The organism is Actinophytocola sp., from assembly GCF_035942955.1.
Taxonomy (GTDB): Bacteria; Actinomycetota; Actinomycetes; order Mycobacteriales; family Pseudonocardiaceae; genus DASYTH01.
Genome location: NZ_DASZCQ010000223.1, coordinates 19,477 through 33,772, shown reverse-complemented (window position 1 = coordinate 33,772; position 14,296 = coordinate 19,477). Strand labels below are relative to the sequence as shown.

Sequence of the window (14,296 nt, the reverse complement as noted above, 5' to 3'; positions counted from 1 at the left end):
TTTGTGCAGGTGCGCGACCGCACCTGCCGCTACCCCGGCTGCACCCGCCGCGCCCGCCAATGCGACGTCGACCACCGAGTGCCCTGGCCAACCGGCGCCACCTGTGACGCCAACTGCCAGTGCCTGTGCCGGCGGCACCACCGCGCCAAACACGAAGGCGCCTGGCAGGTCCGCACGCTTGGCCGGGACCGGTTGGAGTGGACTAGTCCACTGGGGTTCACGCATGTGGTGGAGCCCGAGCCAGTCACCGCGCCGAGCGAGTGGGACCCGGATCCACCACCGTTCTAAATTTCTTGTCTTCATAAATTTTGAAAAGGTCTTTTCAAGGTGAGCGCGCCTGTGGGCAGGGCGGGCCCCGCGAGTGTGGACGGGGCACCTGTCCACAGGCGCGCGACCCACCCTCGCCACCAGCCCCGCCCAGGCGACCAGCACCTGCCCGGTCTCATGGCCTAGTGACCGGCCCCGCCAAGCCGAGGGAAACCGACTCCGGTGCACGGCTGTGGACAGGGCTGCCCCGCAATCAGTACACGGGGCCGCCTGTCCACAGTCGTGCGGCGGAATGCCGTGCCCAGCAAGCACAACGGGACCACCCCGGCGTTCCGACGCAGCCGGGAACGGCCGAAAGCAAGAAACCACCACCCAACAACGAAAATCGACCACCGGGCAAGGATGCGCCGCGTGACGCCTATACCCATCCACGGCCGGACCCCAAACAACCGCGTGAGATACAACGTCCACACTGGACTCGAATACCGAGAACCCGTCAACACCGTCGACCAGCGTGAAGATCCGCATCCCGGCTGCGATGATCCGCGATCGTAGCCCCGACTACGAGCGGTGCCATCGCCGGACTCCGGGTCCACACCGGACCTGATCAGCCCGGAGATGAGCGGGTGTGGCGGCACCGCACAACGCGAGCGCCCGGTCGGTCTCGGCCCGCAGCGTCTCCAGCACCTCGGTGACGCCCCGCTCGCCGGCCACCGTCAGGCCCCACACTACCGGCCGTCCCACGCAGACCGCGGCGGCGCCGAGCGCGAGCGCCTTGACCACGTCGGTGCCGCGCCGCACTCCTCCGTCCACCAGCACCGGAATCGCGCCACCGACGGCGTCGACGATCCCGGGCAGCGCCTCGAGCGTGGCCGGCGCGGTGTCCAGCCGCCGCCCGCCGTGGTTGGATACCACGATCGCGTCTACTTCGGACCGGACGGCCAGCTCGGCGTCGGCCGGGTGCAGGATTCCCTTGAGCACCACCGGCAGGGACGTGATCCCGCGTAACCAGGCGATGTCCGCCCATGTCAACGCCGCGCTCAGCTCGATCCGCCGGACATCGGGCTCCTCGCCGGGGAGGAGATCACGCATGTTCTCGCACCACATTCCCGCCGGCAGGTCGCGGAGGCCGGGGCGAACGTCGCGTTCCCGGCCGCCGGAGACCGGCGAGTCGACGGTGACGACCAGCGCCCGGCAACCGGCGTCCTCGGCCCGGCGCACCAGCGCCTCGGTGACCCGCCGGTCCGGCTGCGGGTACAGCTGGAACCACAGGCTGGGCTCGACACCCGGCGCGGCGGCCGCGCGCGCCGCGGCGACGACCTCGGCCACGGCGATCGTCGAGGCCATCGACACGATCATGACGGTGTCGGCCGCCGCCGCGGCCCGCGCCGTGGCCCGCTCCCCGTCCGGGTGGAACAGCCGGTGGAACGCCGTCGGCGCGATCAGCACCGGCATCGACGCCCGGCACCCCAGCAGGCTCGCGCCGAGCTCCCGCTTCTCCACACCACGGAGCACCCGCGGAACCAATCTGCTGTGGACATACGCGTCCTCGTTGGCCCGCACCGTGATCTCGTCGCCGGCGCCGCCGGCCAGGAAGTCCCAGCGAGCCGGGTCGAGCCGGGCGCGCGCCAGTGCCTCCAGCTCGCGCACGGTCGGCATCGCTACCGCCCACCGGCGGCCGACATGACCGTGCGGTAGTCGGCCGAGACGTGGTCGCTGCCGTGGAGGTAGTTCAGCGGAAGCTCCCCGAGACAACGCGCCCGCCCGCCCCCGTCGAGCGGGGCGTTCACCGCCGCGGTCTCGACCCCGGGAATCGGTGGGAGCTGTCCGAGCTGATGTCCCGCCGGCCGCGCGCCGATGACTAGGTAGTCCATAGCCACCCTCTACGTCCAGAAAACCCGATCGGTTCGGCCCGGCGCCCAAAAACCTTTGACAGCTCGGTATTGACCAGAAACGACAAGTTTGCAACGGAACATGGCTCGGATCGGTCAGATGTTGACTGTCCCTGCGGATCCCGGGCCCGGCGTCGGTGCTTCCTCAAAGGGCAGTCCATCGGCCGGTCGGTATTTCGAGGCGCCGGCGCGCTTCTGCCTCCCGTCGCGGCGACCGCAGCCGCATTCGAGGGAGGCACGATCCATGAACAAAAGACCCCGGAAGATCTTCACGCTGGCGCTGGCCGTGGCCGGATCCACGGCGGTGGCGCTCACGGCGTTGACCGCCGGGTCCGCGGCCGCCGAGCCGGCCGGCGTCACGATGGTCAATGGCGCCGGCAAGACCATCACGCTGCCGGCGGAGGCCGCGGCGACGCTGAAGTCCGCGTCGGCCGGGCACTCCGGATACTCGGGCAAGGCCAAGGCGGCCAAGGCCAAGGAGGAGCCGGGCTCGATCGGCATCAACTCGGTCATCGGTCCGGACGGCCGGGTGCAGGAGTCCATTCCGGCCAGCTACCCGTGGGGAGCGATCGCGCACCTGGAGACCAACCAGGGCGGCTGCACCGGTTTCATGCTCAGCCGCGACGTGCTGGTCACCGCCGGGCACTGCGTGCACTGGGGCGGCAGCTGGGTCACGTCGTACACCGTCACCCCCGGCCGCACCGGCAACACCAAGCCGTTCGGATCCTGCAGCGGCGGCATCGCCGACGTCTGGACCACGTCGAACTGGATCAACGGCTACCCGTCCGACCACGACTACGGCCTGGTCAAGCTGACCTGTGACATCGGCTACTCCACCGGGTGGTTCGGCTGGTGGTACAACCCCAACGAGAACCTGGTGAACCAGTCCTTCTACGTCGAGGGATACCCGGGCGACAAGCCGTACGGGACCATGTGGTGGGACGGCGACACCACCTACTCCCAGACCGCCAACAAGCTCTGGTACTGGATCGACACGTTCGGCGGGCAGAGCGGGTCCCCGGTCTACCACTACAACTCCGTCACCCCCGGCCTGTGCGGCGGCTGGTGCGTCACCGGCATCCACACCAACGGCGTCGCCGGCACCAACCCGGCCAACAGCGGCACCCGGTTCCGCGCCGACGTCATGCAGTTCATCAACTACTGGATCGCGCAGCCGTAAACGCTCGCCGCGATCCCTTCCGGCCGGGTACGGACCCCTCCCGTACCCGGCCACCCTGCAACCGGGGAGCCGTGATGCACCGTCCTTCCGCCATGAGGTACGCAGCGCTCACAGCCGGGCTGGCCGCGGTGCTCGCCGTGGTCGGGTGCGCACGCGCGGCCGAGCCGGTCGAGCCCGGCGCGGATCCCGGCCCGTTGCGTGGCCGGACGTTCACCGCAACGGTGCTCCCCGATCGGGACGCGCCGCGGGCGGTCGTCGCGGGCACCAGCATCCGGCTGCAGTTCACCGACGACGGGCGGCTGGTGGCCAACGCGGGCTGCAACACGATGAGCGGCCCGGTCGACGTCGCCGGCGGCACGCTCGACGCGGCGGACCTGAGCATCACGGAGATGGCCTGCGACCCGCCGCGGCACGAGCAGGACCGGTTGCTGTCCACTTTCCTTTCCGGAAAGCCATCCTGGCGGCTGGACGGCGAGCAGCTGGTGCTCAGCTCGCCGGGCGCGGAGCTGACGCTCACCGAAGAGAAGGCGCCGCCGCTGGTCGGCCCCACCTGGAAGCTCGACACGCTGATCCGGGGCGAGGTCGCCGGGTCCACCCCGGTCGACGTCACACTGGTGTTCGGGCCCGACGAGGTGACCGTGTCCGGCCTGTGCAACCTGCGCGCGGTGAAATATCGCAGCTCCGGCTCGACGATCAATTTCGAGCTCGGCCCGATGACCCTGATGGCGTGCTCGCCCGAGATCATGACTGTCGAGCAGGCCGCGGTGGACCTGCTCGACGGCGAGGCCACGTACCGGATCGACGCCGGGACGTTGACAATCACCAAGGGCGACAAGGGCTTCCGTTTCGTGGCCGAAGTCTGAACAATCCGCTACCAATTCATGGTTGTGTCACCAGGTCACCGGGAATAGCGTCTGCCCAATGCGAATGCTGAGCAGAGCGGCGGTGCTGGCCGTCGCCGCAATTCCCCTGTTGGCGAGCAACGCGACCGCGGCGGTGGGGCCGCAGGTGGTGGTGAGCACCGAGTCGCCCTACGCGGCGAACTGCAACGGTGCACCGCAGACCGGAACCAACTTCCGCAACTCCGAGGTGGAGCCGTTCATCGCGGTCAACCCGGTGCAGCGGCGCAACCGGATCGGGGTCTGGCAGCAGGATCGCTGGTCCAACGGCGGCGCGAACGGGATCCTGGCCAGGATCTCCCACGACGGCGGCACCACCTGGCGGGACAGCATCTCGCCGCCGTTCAGCCGGTGTGCCGGCGGAAACCCGCGCAACGGCGGCGACTTCGAGCGCGCCACCGACCCGTGGGTGAGCATCTCCCCGGACGGCACCGCGTACTTCATGTCCCTGTCGTTCAACGACTCCAACCCCGACAACGCGATGCTGGTGGCCCGCTCCCGGGACGGCGGGCGCACCTGGGGCCCGATCACCACGCTGATCAGGGACGGCGCCGAGGGCTTCAACGACAAGAACTCGCTGACCGCGGACCCGACCGACTCGCGGTTCGCCTACGCCGTGTGGGACCGGCTGTCCGGTGACACGCCGGAGACCGAGGTCGGCCCCACCTTCTTCACCAGGACCACCGACGGCGGCGCCACCTGGGAGCCGGCGCGGGCGATCCACGACCCGGGCGTCGGCAACTCGACCATCGGCAACGTCATCGCGGTCACCCCGGACGGCACGCTGATCAACCTGTTCACCGAGTTCAAGAACGGCAGCGTGAACGTGGCCGTGCTGCACTCCACCGACAAGGGCCAGACCTGGTCCGGCCCGACGTACATCGACGGGCTGGGCACCGTGGGGGTCATCGACCCGCGCGACGGCGCCCCGGTGCGCACCGGCGACATCGTTCCGGCGATCGCGGTGGATCCTCGCCCGGGACACGACGAGGTCTACGTCGTCTGGCAGGACGCCAGGTTCACCGGGTTCCAGAACGACTCCATCGTGCTGTCGGCCTCCGACGACGGCGGCCGGCACTGGAGCCCGCCGAAGCGGGTCAGCCCGCTGCGCTCCGGCCAGGCGTTCACCGCGACCGTGGACGTCAACGCCGACGGTGAGCTGGCCGTCGCCTACTACGACTTCACCTTCGACAGCCCGACCGACGAGCCGCTGGTCACCGACTACTGGATCGTCCGGTCCCGGGACGGCGGCCGCACCTTCGACCGCCGCGAGCGGATGACCTCGGCCTCGTTCGACATGCGCCTGGCGCCGGTCGCCGGGGGCTTCTTCGTCGGCGACTACGCCGGCCTGGACAACGCCGTCAACCAGTTCCAGGCCATCTACAGCATCACCACCCCCACCGCCAGCAACCCGACCGACATGATCGGCCAACGGGCCACCGGCCGAACCACCGCGGACGCCGAGGGCCCGGAGCTGCTCCGCGCCGGCCCCCAGCGACCCGTGCTCACCGCCACCGCACGCACCACCCGACGCTGACGCCGTAGCCGGACCGCCCACGCCCCGCCGCATCGGCCATCATGGAGAGCTGTGGAGTCCACCCGTGTGGATCGCTGGCTGTGGGCGGTCCGGCTGACCAAGACGCGACCGGATGCGGCGGCGGCGTGCCGGGCGGGGCATGTGCGGGTCAATGACCGGCCCGCCAAGCCGGCGACGACGGTGTCGGCCGGGGATACCGTGCGCGCTCGGGTCGGGCACGTCACCCGGGTCGTGGAGGTGGTCCGCGTGATCCAGAAACGGGTCGGGCCGGCGGACGCGGCCACCTGCTTCATCGATCGGACCCCGGCCCCTCCCCCCGAGGCCGTCCTCCCCGTCGCCCGCCGGGAGCGCGGCGCCGGCCGTCCCACCAAACGGGACCGGCGCATCCTCGACCGGTTCCGCACCGGGCGGGGGCCGCTGAGCTAACCATCCGCTTAAGGGAAGGGCCCCGTAACCGTCCCGGTGTTCGCTCGTTGTACTCAAACGATCGCAGCGAGCTGATCACGACAATCGGCCCTCGACAAGAGTCCGGTTTGGTCTAGACAATCAGGGGTGGGATCGACAGGCAGGAGCCGGGGACATGATCGACATTCACTGGTGGCGGTCCGGATACGACGATCAGGTGCATGCGTTCCGCGAGGAGCAGGCCGGGCGTGAGTTCGGTGAGGCGATGTGCGAGCACTGCGTGCCGAACTCCAAGATCACCCTCTCCGATCAGGGCCGCCGGTGCATGGCCTGTCTGCTGATCATCGGCGACCTGCTGGCCACCGCGCACGGCGACACCCTCTGGCGGGCCTCGTAAGCCTGGGTGTGGCCGCCCGGTGAGTGCCTCAGCGGACGCACTGGAGACAGCGCCAGCGCACCGCCGACCGCGAAGCACCACACCGGACGGCCACCACGAACGGCGGTCGGACCGACGAACCTGCGGGTGTCCGTCCACACCAAGCCCGTGCCGGTCACGCGCGGGGGCGGAGATGTCGCTCCCGGCAAGGGTTTGGGGGTCATGACCGCCATCGACACAACCACCCGGGAGCCAACGGCGTCCGCGGCGGCTGGTGTCGAGCCACGTCCCGACGTCGGGGTGGGGCGGCGAACCGGACAACACTGTCCTCCCTCATCTTTGGGCCTCCAGCTCCACTCGGTTCGCCGCTCGTCGGGCTCAATGGCCGAAGCAACGATCGTCCCGTCGCGGCCGGCAGACATCCGTCGATTGACGGATGTTTTAGCGATGAGCCGATCCGTCCCCTGTGGCAGGATGCCGGGCATGCCTGCCCAAGCGAGCACCGCGCACGTCGTCCGCAACGTCGCGCTGTGGATCCTGCAGGTGCCGCTCGCCGCGTACCTGGCCTACAGCGGATACACGCTCTTCGGCGACGACTACGTCGCGAAGTTCGACGACATCGGGCTCGGCCAGTGGCTGCGGTACGTCACCGGCGTGCTGGAGATCGGCGGCGCGATCGGCCTGCTGATCCCGCCGCTGTGCGGCCTCGCCGCGATCGGGCTCGCCCTGGTGATGCTCGGCGCGGTCGGCACCGAGCTTTTCCTGGTGGACAACGGAGACGCGGTCCTTCCGCTGACCCTGATGGTGGCGGCCGCGGTGGTGGCGTGGTTCCGCCGCGACACCGTGCCGGCCTTGCTCACCCGCCTGCGCAGATGATCCGGGGTGAGGGGTTGTAGACGACGGTCCGGGTGGTGCGGCTGATCTCGTTGCCGGCGAGGTCGCGGATCACCCGGGTGTCGGAGGTGGTGAACCCGGAGCTGCCGCGGGACGGGACGCACGGCTCGCCGGGGGCCGGCCGGCGGCTGGGCGGCGAAACGAAGCCGGTGCGCGGGCCGGTGATCGACTCGACGGTCTGGTGCTTGGTCCCCCACAACCGGATGGTGATCGTCTCCGGGGTCCAGATGGTCTGGATGACGGCCGCGGTCGGGGCGTCGTTGCGGAACTTCAGGTCCAGCACGCTGCTGCCGTCCGGGTTCTGGAACACCGTGGCCTCCCTGGCCGGCGGGTAGCGGCTGATGTAGAAGCTGTGCTCCTTGTGCTCGACGTCGGTCATCGCGGCGAAGTAGGCGGCGTTGTACAGCGTGGTGGCGAACTGCGAGATGCCGCCGCCGACGGCGCGGGCCGGCACCCCGTCCTCGATGACGCCGGCCTCGATGTAGCCCTGCTCTGGTCCGCGCGGACCGGTGAACCCGTTGAGGCTGAACGTCTCGCCGGGCATGACGAGCGCGCCCTGCACCTTCTCGGCCACCACCTTGATGTTCACGCCGGAGTCACGGGCGAACCCGCGGGTGGTGAACTCGCCGATGATCTCCTTGACGCCCAGCCGGCCGGCGGCCTCGGTGGTCATGGCCGGCGGCTCGACGCGGTAGGGCGCGGCCAGCACCCGGTTGTCGGTGCGGGCGAGCACCTCCGGCAGCTGACCGGCAAGACCGTCCCAGTCGACCCGGCGCCCGTCGACGGACGGCTTGACGACCGGCGCGTCGCCCTCGATGACGATCCGCGCGTCGGTGCCGGCCCGCTCGGTCGCCGCCAGCGCCGGGCCCAGCGCGTCGACCAGCTTCTGCTTGTCCAGCCGGGCGGCCAGCCCGCCCCCGTCGGCCGGGACGAACGTCAGCGCGCCGGCGATGGCCTCCGGGGTCAGCGCCGCCTCGCGCCCCTCGCCGCGCACGGTCACCGGGCTGGAGATCGCCGGCCGGGCGATCCGCTCGAGCGCCGCCCGCACACCGTCTACTGTGGACTGGGCGGGAAGCTCGGTCACCGGCAGGTGAATCGGCTGCCCGGTCCCCCATTCCGCCACGACGATCCCGGTCGCGGCGTCGGCGTCGAGCCGCCGGCCGGCGAGCGGCTCGATCGGAACGACGGTCGTGCCGTAGAACCGGACCGTCCCCTCGAGCGGTGCCCGGTCCACCCGCGCCCGCAGGGTCTCCAGCCGGGCCCGGATCGCCGGATCGTTGCCGTGGGCGACCAGCCCGACCGGACGGTGGGTGAACAACGACGTCAGCCGGGCCAACGGGTTGACCGGCTGCGACCCCGCGCGGTCCAGAGTGGCCGGCCAGTCCACGGTGACCGCCCCGTCCGCGGGGTCGACGGTCGCGTCGACGTCGGCGGCCAGCACGGTGGCCGGCGCGCCGAGCCGGGGCTCGACGACCTCGCGCAGCGCCCGCTCGGCGTCGGCGCGGCTCAACCCGCCGACGTCCACCCCGGCGATCACCACCCCGCGCGGCAGATCACCGGCCGACAGCGCGAGGTCGATCCCGTACAGCAGCCCGGCCGCGGCGAGCACGCCGGCGGCGATGAGCAGGATCCGGCGCACCCGCCAGCTGATCGTCCAGTCCCGGTCGGCTTTCTGGTCCTGGCCGGCCCCCACATCGTCGGTCAGCATCGTCGTCTCCAACGCAGGTATTGGATCCGCTCCTAACCTAGTTGACCGAACCGTTCGAACCGGAACGGGGCCAACGCATCGGTGCGGTCCTCGCCGACCACCTCGGCCGCGACCAGGTCACCGACGTGCAGGCACAGGGTCGCGCCGCTGTGCGAGACGGCGAAATGGAAGTTGGGCAGCTCGACCGCCCGGCCCAGCACCGGAAGGCCGTCGCCGGGGATCGGCCGCTCTCCCACCCGGACGTCGTCCACGCCGGCGGCCCGGATCCCGGGGTACACCGCCCGGCCCGCCTCGAGCACGGTGCCGACCGCCGAGGGCTCGACGCTCACCTCGCCGTTCTCCGACACCGACACCGCGCCGTCGGTCGCGCCGGTGTGCAGCAGCAGCCGCCCACGCCCGTCCGGGCGCACGTGGATGTGCGGGGCGTGGATCACCCGGGACACCCGGACGGCGACCGGCGAGGTGTAGACCAGCACGCCGCGGGTGTTGCGCATCGGCAGCTCCAGCCCGGCGAGCGCGGCGACCTCGGCGGCCCGCGGCCCCGCGCAGTTCACCACGGCGTCGGCGGGCAGCCGCCGTCCCGAGGCGAGCCGGACGGCGCGCACCGCGCAGGCGGACACCTCCAGGCCGGTGACGGCGTCCTCGCGCACCAGCTCGGCGCCGCCGGACACCGCGGCGCCGAGCAGGTAGTCGATCAGCCGGGTCGGTTCGAGCCAGCCCTCCCGCGGGAAGTAGGCGATCTCGTCCGCCGGCAGCGCGGCGGGGTCGAGGTCCGGTTCGAGGCGCAGCACCTCCGCTCTGCCGAGCCAGCGCGCCTCGTAGCCGTAGTCGAGGACGCCGGCGACCTTCGCGCGCAGCCGCGCCCGCCCGGCGTCGTCGGCGGCCCACTCCAGGTTGCCGCTCTCGTGGTACCACCCGCCCTGCGGCACCCGGTCCGCCAGCCGCCGGTGCGCCGCCATGCCCGCGACGTTGAGGTCGTGGTACGGCCGGGGCTGCTTGCCGCAGGAGTTGATCCACGAGAACGTCGCGCCGGAGGTGCCGCCGCCAGGGGCGCCGGCGTCCACCACCGTGACGCGGGCGCCCCGCCGCATCAGCGCGGCGGTCACCGCCGCGCCGTAGACGCCGGCGCCGACGACAACGACGTGCTCAACCATCGGAGTGGTAGCTCAGCACGCGCCGCCGGGCGCCGGCAACTACCTCTTGCGTTCGGGCTCGGCGAGCGCCTCCGGCTCGGACGTGCCCTGCTGGCGTTCCAACCAGGCCGGCCACAGCCGCCGCGCCACCGTGGTGCGCAGCCGTCCACCCAGGTGCATGGCGCGCCAGGCGCCGTGGTAGCCGGGCAGCACACCGGAGGCGACGATGATGTGGCCGGCAAGCGCCGGCGTGAGCAGGTAGGTCGACCAGCGGTGGATTTTGTTGTACAGCACGAACTCCGGTCCGCCGGACACGGTGACCAGCCCGACCCCGCTGACGATGAGGGCGAGCAGTGTCCCGACGAGGATCACGTTCATGATCCGCTGCCCCGGATCGAAATGGCCCTCGTGCCGGCCGAAGCGCCCGGTGAACACCGCCGCCGGCCAGCGCGCGAACCAGCCGAGGTCCGAGCGTCGGAACCGCACCGAGTCGACCACGAGGGTCCACGCCGCGCGCCAGCCGAGCACGACGCCCAGCGCCGCGAGCCCGGCGAATACCCAACCGATATTGGTGTGCAACTCGGTATCGGGGATACCGAACAACTCCGACAGCACGCTGGGCTCGCCTTCTTCGCCGAGCGTCAGCCACCATCCGGTAAACAGCAGCACCAATACGGTCAGGTACACGCCCGCGTGAAACCAACGGGTTCTGGCGTTGTTACGTCGCACGATCTCCGGGGGCACTCGCCGGGACCGCTCAGTAGCCATAACCACCGCTCGTCGGCGCCGGTTGCGGCGCCCCACCACCGGTGCCGCCGATGTCGACCATGATCTTGGTCTCGGCGCCGGCCGGTGAGTGGTCGGCGTTGCGCAGCGAGATGTTCATCTCGTGCTTGCCGGGTGAAAGGCCCTGCGCCGACTTCGACGACGAGGACACCTCGACGGTGTCCGACTCGACGACCTCGTATTTGCTGTCGTCGCCGTCGAAGTAGAGGTGCACGTGGTGCTTGCCGGACTCCGTCGTTCCCAACTCGACACTCGAGTTGACCTTGACCTGGAACGGCATCTGCACCGACGACCCGTCGGCCGGCTCGGCGATCGAGACGGTCATCCCACCGGACCCACCGGACCCGCCGGAGCCGGAGCCGGAGCCGCCCGAGCCGGAGGCCTCATCACTGCCGCATGCGGACGCCCCGACCAGCACCAGCGCGCCGAGCAGTACCGATATTCGGACTCGCTTCGTCATCGTCTCCCGTCCTTCAGCCAGGGATTGTCTGCCGTGTATTACGCGCATCCGCCGGGAAGGTTCAATGCCCACCAAAAATCCGCGGGTCCTCGGTACCGATCCCCGAATACCCCTAGGTATCACCAGGGAGAACGCGCAATACCTGAGTATTGTTCGGCATGCGAACTACAGGACCGACGCCAGGAAGGCCACCGCCGCGGGATGTCCGGTGCGCCGCAACGGATACCCCTCGGCCAGCGGTAGCAGGCGGTCGAACCCGGCCCGCGCCGAGGCGGTCAAGTTCGTCCGGACCGGCTAGCCGATGGTGTAGGTGACCTGGGTGTAGGGCGTGTTGCACTGCGGAGTGCACGAGGCCGGCAGGGTGAACGTGTAGACGCGGCCGTTGTTGATCAGGGTGTCGGTGACGTCGCGGACCCGGATCTGGAACTGGGTGCCCATGGTCACGGTGGGTGCGAGGACGTAGGACTGGCCCATGTCGCCGTTCATGGTGGCCTGCCGCCAGGTTCCGCCGGCGAAGTACTCGACGCCGTGGATTCCGTTGGGTAGCCGGGAGATGGAGACCGCACCCCACCAGGTCTGGGCGCCCTGGAGGAACCCTATCCGGATGTCGCCGGTGTAGTCGGGGGCCGGGATGAAGTCCCACGAGACGCGGCGGTTGTTCCAGTGGTTGGGGAGCAGGTCGCCGACCGGGGTTCCGTTGCGCAGGAACCGGTTGATCGAGTCCTTGGCCAGGTCGAGATGGTTGGGATCGTCTCGGCACCAGGCGTTGGCGTCGCCGCAGCTGTCGGCGACGAGCAGGTCGAGGGTGGCGCCGTTGTATCCGTCGCTGACCCAGGATCCGTTGCGGCAGAACGGTTGGTTGGGCGCGCCGTCGTTGATCCCGGTGCAGAGGTCGCCCATCGTCACCCGCACCCAGCGGCCGCAGTTGCGTCCGTTGTCCCACAAGCCGATCTTGTCGGCCAGCGAGGGCGGCGGCGGCCGCGGGTAGAAGTTGTAGTCGCGCGGCGTGTTGTACACGTTGAGCGCAACGAAGTTCTGGCTCTCCAGCGCCGACTGCGGCAGCCCGCAGCCGCCGTACGGTTGGCCGAGCCCGTCGAAGTGCGTCGCGTTGCCGGTCACCGTGTCGATTCCGGTTGCCTCCGCCGGCACCTGGACCAGCGCGACGCAGGCGAGCAGAACCATGCCAACGGCCAGCCGGGACGCTCGTAGAACAGCCATGTTCCACCCCTTGAGCAGCCTGTGGACGCTCCCGGCAGGGATTCTGGGAGCGCTCCCAGAATACCGGGCGCTCACCCGACCCGGAAGGTGGCGCGTTGGCGGGCTGTGGTCGTGCGACCCGGCTGCGTGACGATCAGGCGGCCGCTGCCGTCGTGGGCGAGGTAGGCGGCGGGCCGGGTGAGGACCCGGAGGGACACCGCGGAGCGGTCGGCCAGACCGGGCTCACGCACGAAGCTCGAGGCGCGGCCGTAGGCGTCGGTGTCGGAGAACGGGTCGACGCGCAGGATGCCGTCGTCCGGCACGTGGACGTACCGGTCGGGAAAGTTGACCGACTGCAGGGACACCGTGCCGGGGCCGAGGTGGCCGGGGGTGAAGCGGAACTGGCTGTCGGCGAGCTCGCGGACGTTGCCTTCGAAGCGGAGGCGGAACTCGAAGTGGCGCAGGACGAGCACCGGACTGTCCAGTGGGGACAGTCGGCTGATCGGGCCGCCGCGGCCGACGGGGACGCCGAAGCTGGGGGTGCCGTCCTCGTTCCAGTACAGGCGTTGGACGCGGGTGTGGCGGTTGGGGTCGAACAGGGGGTCACCGACGATGTCCCGGTAGTCGCGGGCGTGGTAGACGAGCACGACGGTGACGCCGTCCTCGGCGACGGTGAAGGAGTTGTGGCCGGGGCCGAACTGGCTGGTGTTGGCGTTGGTGGTGAAGACTGGGTTGGGGGACTTGGTCCAGGAGCGGGCGTCGAGCAGGTCGGCGTTCTCGTCGGCGGTGAGCAGCCCCATGGCGTAGCGCGCGTCGGTGGCGCTGGCGGAGAAGGTGACGAAGACGCGGCCGTTGCGGATCAGCACCGCCGGGCCCTCGTTGACCCGGAAGCCCTGCGTCTCCCAGCTCGCGGTGGGCACCGAGATGCGGACCGGCGTGGTGCGCAGCTCGAGCGGGGAGGCCATCTCGGCGATGTAGAGGTTGCTGTTGGTGGCGATCCCCGGCTCGTTCTGCGCCCACAGGAAGTAACGCCGGCCGCGGTGGGAGAACGTGGTGGCGTCCAGGGTGAACGTGTCGAACGCGGTGACCATCCGCCGGGGCGGCAGCCAGCCCTCGGCACGCGGGTCGGCGTTGGGCGACTCGAGGACGTAGGTGCGGATGCGGAACGGGTCGTCGGAGTCACCCGCGGCGAAGTAGACGAACCACCGGTCGTCGATGCGGTGCAGCTCGGGCGCCCAGATGAAGCCGCCCATCGGGCCGCTTTCCGGGCGCCGCCAGATCGTCCGCTCCCGCGCCGCGGCCAGATCGTCCAAAGTGGACGCACCGCGCACGACGACCCGGTCGTACTCGGGCACCGAGCCGGTCAGGTAGTACATCCCGTCGATGCGCGGGGTGATGAACGGGTCGGCCCGCTGTTCCACGAGCGGGTTACGGGTGGTCAGCGCCGGCGCGCGGTCACCACGGTCGGGCTCCTGGGCCGAGGCGGCCGTGACCGGCAGGGCGCTCGCGGCCGCCGCCACTCCCCCGGCCCGGAACAGGGTTCTGCGGTCGATCCCGGTCAT

The 14,296-nt window shown here is 70.6% G+C and carries 14 protein-coding genes and 1 pseudogene; 7 read left to right on the top strand and 8 right to left on the bottom strand.

Annotated features, from left to right (window positions below):
- Positions 1–288 (top strand): annotated as a pseudogene (locus VGX25_RS23015) (HNH endonuclease signature motif containing protein); the annotation flags it as partial.
- A 540-nt stretch (positions 289–828) separates the two neighbouring features.
- On the opposite strand, the gene VGX25_RS23010 reads toward VGX25_RS23015, so the two are convergent.
- Positions 829–1,926, bottom strand: a complete 1,098-nt coding sequence (locus VGX25_RS23010; protein ID WP_326919951.1) for an alpha-hydroxy acid oxidase — start codon at positions 1,924–1,926, stop codon at positions 829–831.
- Positions 1,927–1,928: 2 nt separating this feature from the next.
- Positions 1,929–2,141 carry a hypothetical protein gene (locus tag VGX25_RS23005; RefSeq protein WP_326919950.1) on the bottom strand — a complete coding sequence of 71 codons (213 nt, stop codon included), beginning with the start codon at positions 2,139–2,141 and terminating at the stop codon, positions 1,929–1,931.
- Positions 2,142–2,403: 262 nt separating this feature from the next.
- On the opposite strand from VGX25_RS23005, the gene VGX25_RS23000 reads away from it, so the two are divergent.
- The 6 genes from VGX25_RS23000 (at position 2,404) to VGX25_RS22975 (ending at position 7,432) form a co-directional block, all read left to right on the top strand.
- Positions 2,404–3,339, top strand: coding sequence for a trypsin-like serine protease (locus VGX25_RS23000; RefSeq protein WP_326919949.1), 936 nt, complete (start codon positions 2,404–2,406; stop codon positions 3,337–3,339).
- Positions 3,340–3,431: 92 nt separating this feature from the next.
- The gene (locus VGX25_RS22995; protein ID WP_326919948.1) at positions 3,432–4,202 is read left to right on the top strand and encodes an META domain-containing protein; all 771 of its coding nucleotides are present in this window, start codon (positions 3,432–3,434) and stop codon (positions 4,200–4,202) included.
- A 58-nt stretch (positions 4,203–4,260) separates the two neighbouring features.
- The gene (locus tag VGX25_RS22990) at positions 4,261–5,775 is read left to right on the top strand and encodes a sialidase family protein (RefSeq protein WP_326919947.1); all 1,515 of its coding nucleotides are present in this window, start codon (positions 4,261–4,263) and stop codon (positions 5,773–5,775) included.
- Between the two features lie 51 nt (positions 5,776–5,826).
- The gene (locus VGX25_RS22985) at positions 5,827–6,201 is read left to right on the top strand and encodes an RNA-binding S4 domain-containing protein (RefSeq protein WP_326919946.1); all 375 of its coding nucleotides are present in this window, start codon (positions 5,827–5,829) and stop codon (positions 6,199–6,201) included.
- Between the two features lie 154 nt (positions 6,202–6,355).
- Complete coding sequence (locus VGX25_RS22980; protein ID WP_326919945.1) at positions 6,356–6,577, top strand: hypothetical protein; 222 nt, start codon at positions 6,356–6,358, stop codon at positions 6,575–6,577.
- 462 nt (positions 6,578–7,039) lie between these two features.
- Positions 7,040–7,432, top strand: coding sequence for a DoxX family protein (locus VGX25_RS22975; RefSeq protein WP_326919944.1), 393 nt, complete (start codon positions 7,040–7,042; stop codon positions 7,430–7,432).
- Here VGX25_RS22975 and VGX25_RS22970 read toward each other — a convergent pair.
- The 6 genes from VGX25_RS22970 to VGX25_RS22945 all read right to left on the bottom strand — a co-directional run bounded on the left by VGX25_RS22970 (position 7,413) and on the right by VGX25_RS22945 (position 14,296).
- Complete coding sequence (locus VGX25_RS22970) at positions 7,413–9,158, bottom strand: VanW family protein (protein ID WP_326919943.1); 1,746 nt, start codon at positions 9,156–9,158, stop codon at positions 7,413–7,415. The genes VGX25_RS22975 and VGX25_RS22970 overlap by 20 nt on opposite strands.
- Before the next feature lie 32 nt (positions 9,159–9,190).
- Positions 9,191–10,312 carry an FAD-dependent oxidoreductase gene (locus VGX25_RS22965; protein WP_326919942.1) on the bottom strand — a complete coding sequence of 374 codons (1,122 nt, stop codon included), beginning with the start codon at positions 10,310–10,312 and terminating at the stop codon, positions 9,191–9,193.
- Between the two features lie 39 nt (positions 10,313–10,351).
- A complete protein-coding gene (locus VGX25_RS22960; protein ID WP_326919941.1) occupies positions 10,352–11,059 on the bottom strand; it encodes a cytochrome b/b6 domain-containing protein in 708 nt (235 codons plus the stop codon).
- Positions 11,049–11,537, bottom strand: coding sequence for a hypothetical protein (locus VGX25_RS22955; RefSeq protein WP_326919940.1), 489 nt, complete (start codon positions 11,535–11,537; stop codon positions 11,049–11,051). The genes VGX25_RS22960 and VGX25_RS22955 overlap by 11 nt, the downstream gene beginning before the upstream one ends.
- 294 nt (positions 11,538–11,831) lie before the next feature.
- Positions 11,832–12,755, bottom strand: coding sequence for a hypothetical protein (locus VGX25_RS22950; protein ID WP_326919939.1), 924 nt, complete (start codon positions 12,753–12,755; stop codon positions 11,832–11,834).
- Between the two features lie 71 nt (positions 12,756–12,826).
- On the bottom strand, positions 12,827–14,296 hold the full coding sequence (locus VGX25_RS22945) for a family 43 glycosylhydrolase (RefSeq protein ID WP_326919938.1): 1,470 nt from the start codon (positions 14,294–14,296) through the stop codon (positions 12,827–12,829).

Excerpts from the sequence above, each read along its gene's own strand:
- VGX25_RS23010 (WP_326919951.1), bottom strand. The coding sequence starts at position 1,926 with ATGCCGACCGTGCGCGAGCTGGAGGCACTGGCGCGCGCCCGGCTCGAC.
- VGX25_RS23005 (WP_326919950.1), bottom strand. The coding sequence starts at position 2,141 with ATGGACTACCTAGTCATCGGCGCGCGGCCGGCGGGACATCAGCTCGGA.
- VGX25_RS23000 (WP_326919949.1), top strand. The coding sequence starts at position 2,404 with ATGAACAAAAGACCCCGGAAGATCTTCACGCTGGCGCTGGCCGTGGCC.
- VGX25_RS22995 (WP_326919948.1), top strand. The coding sequence starts at position 3,432 with ATGAGGTACGCAGCGCTCACAGCCGGGCTGGCCGCGGTGCTCGCCGTG.
- VGX25_RS22990 (WP_326919947.1), top strand. The coding sequence starts at position 4,261 with ATGCGAATGCTGAGCAGAGCGGCGGTGCTGGCCGTCGCCGCAATTCCC.
- VGX25_RS22980 (WP_326919945.1), top strand. The coding sequence starts at position 6,356 with ATGATCGACATTCACTGGTGGCGGTCCGGATACGACGATCAGGTGCAT.
- VGX25_RS22975 (WP_326919944.1), top strand. The coding sequence starts at position 7,040 with ATGCCTGCCCAAGCGAGCACCGCGCACGTCGTCCGCAACGTCGCGCTG.
- VGX25_RS22970 (WP_326919943.1), bottom strand. The coding sequence starts at position 9,158 with ATGCTGACCGACGATGTGGGGGCCGGCCAGGACCAGAAAGCCGACCGG.
- VGX25_RS22965 (WP_326919942.1), bottom strand. The coding sequence starts at position 10,312 with ATGGTTGAGCACGTCGTTGTCGTCGGCGCCGGCGTCTACGGCGCGGCG.
- VGX25_RS22960 (WP_326919941.1), bottom strand. The coding sequence starts at position 11,059 with ATGGCTACTGAGCGGTCCCGGCGAGTGCCCCCGGAGATCGTGCGACGT.
- VGX25_RS22955 (WP_326919940.1), bottom strand. The coding sequence starts at position 11,537 with ATGACGAAGCGAGTCCGAATATCGGTACTGCTCGGCGCGCTGGTGCTG.
- VGX25_RS22950 (WP_326919939.1), bottom strand. The coding sequence starts at position 12,755 with ATGGCTGTTCTACGAGCGTCCCGGCTGGCCGTTGGCATGGTTCTGCTC.
- VGX25_RS22945 (WP_326919938.1), bottom strand. The coding sequence starts at position 14,296 with ATGACCGGGATCGACCGCAGAACCCTGTTCCGGGCCGGGGGAGTGGCG.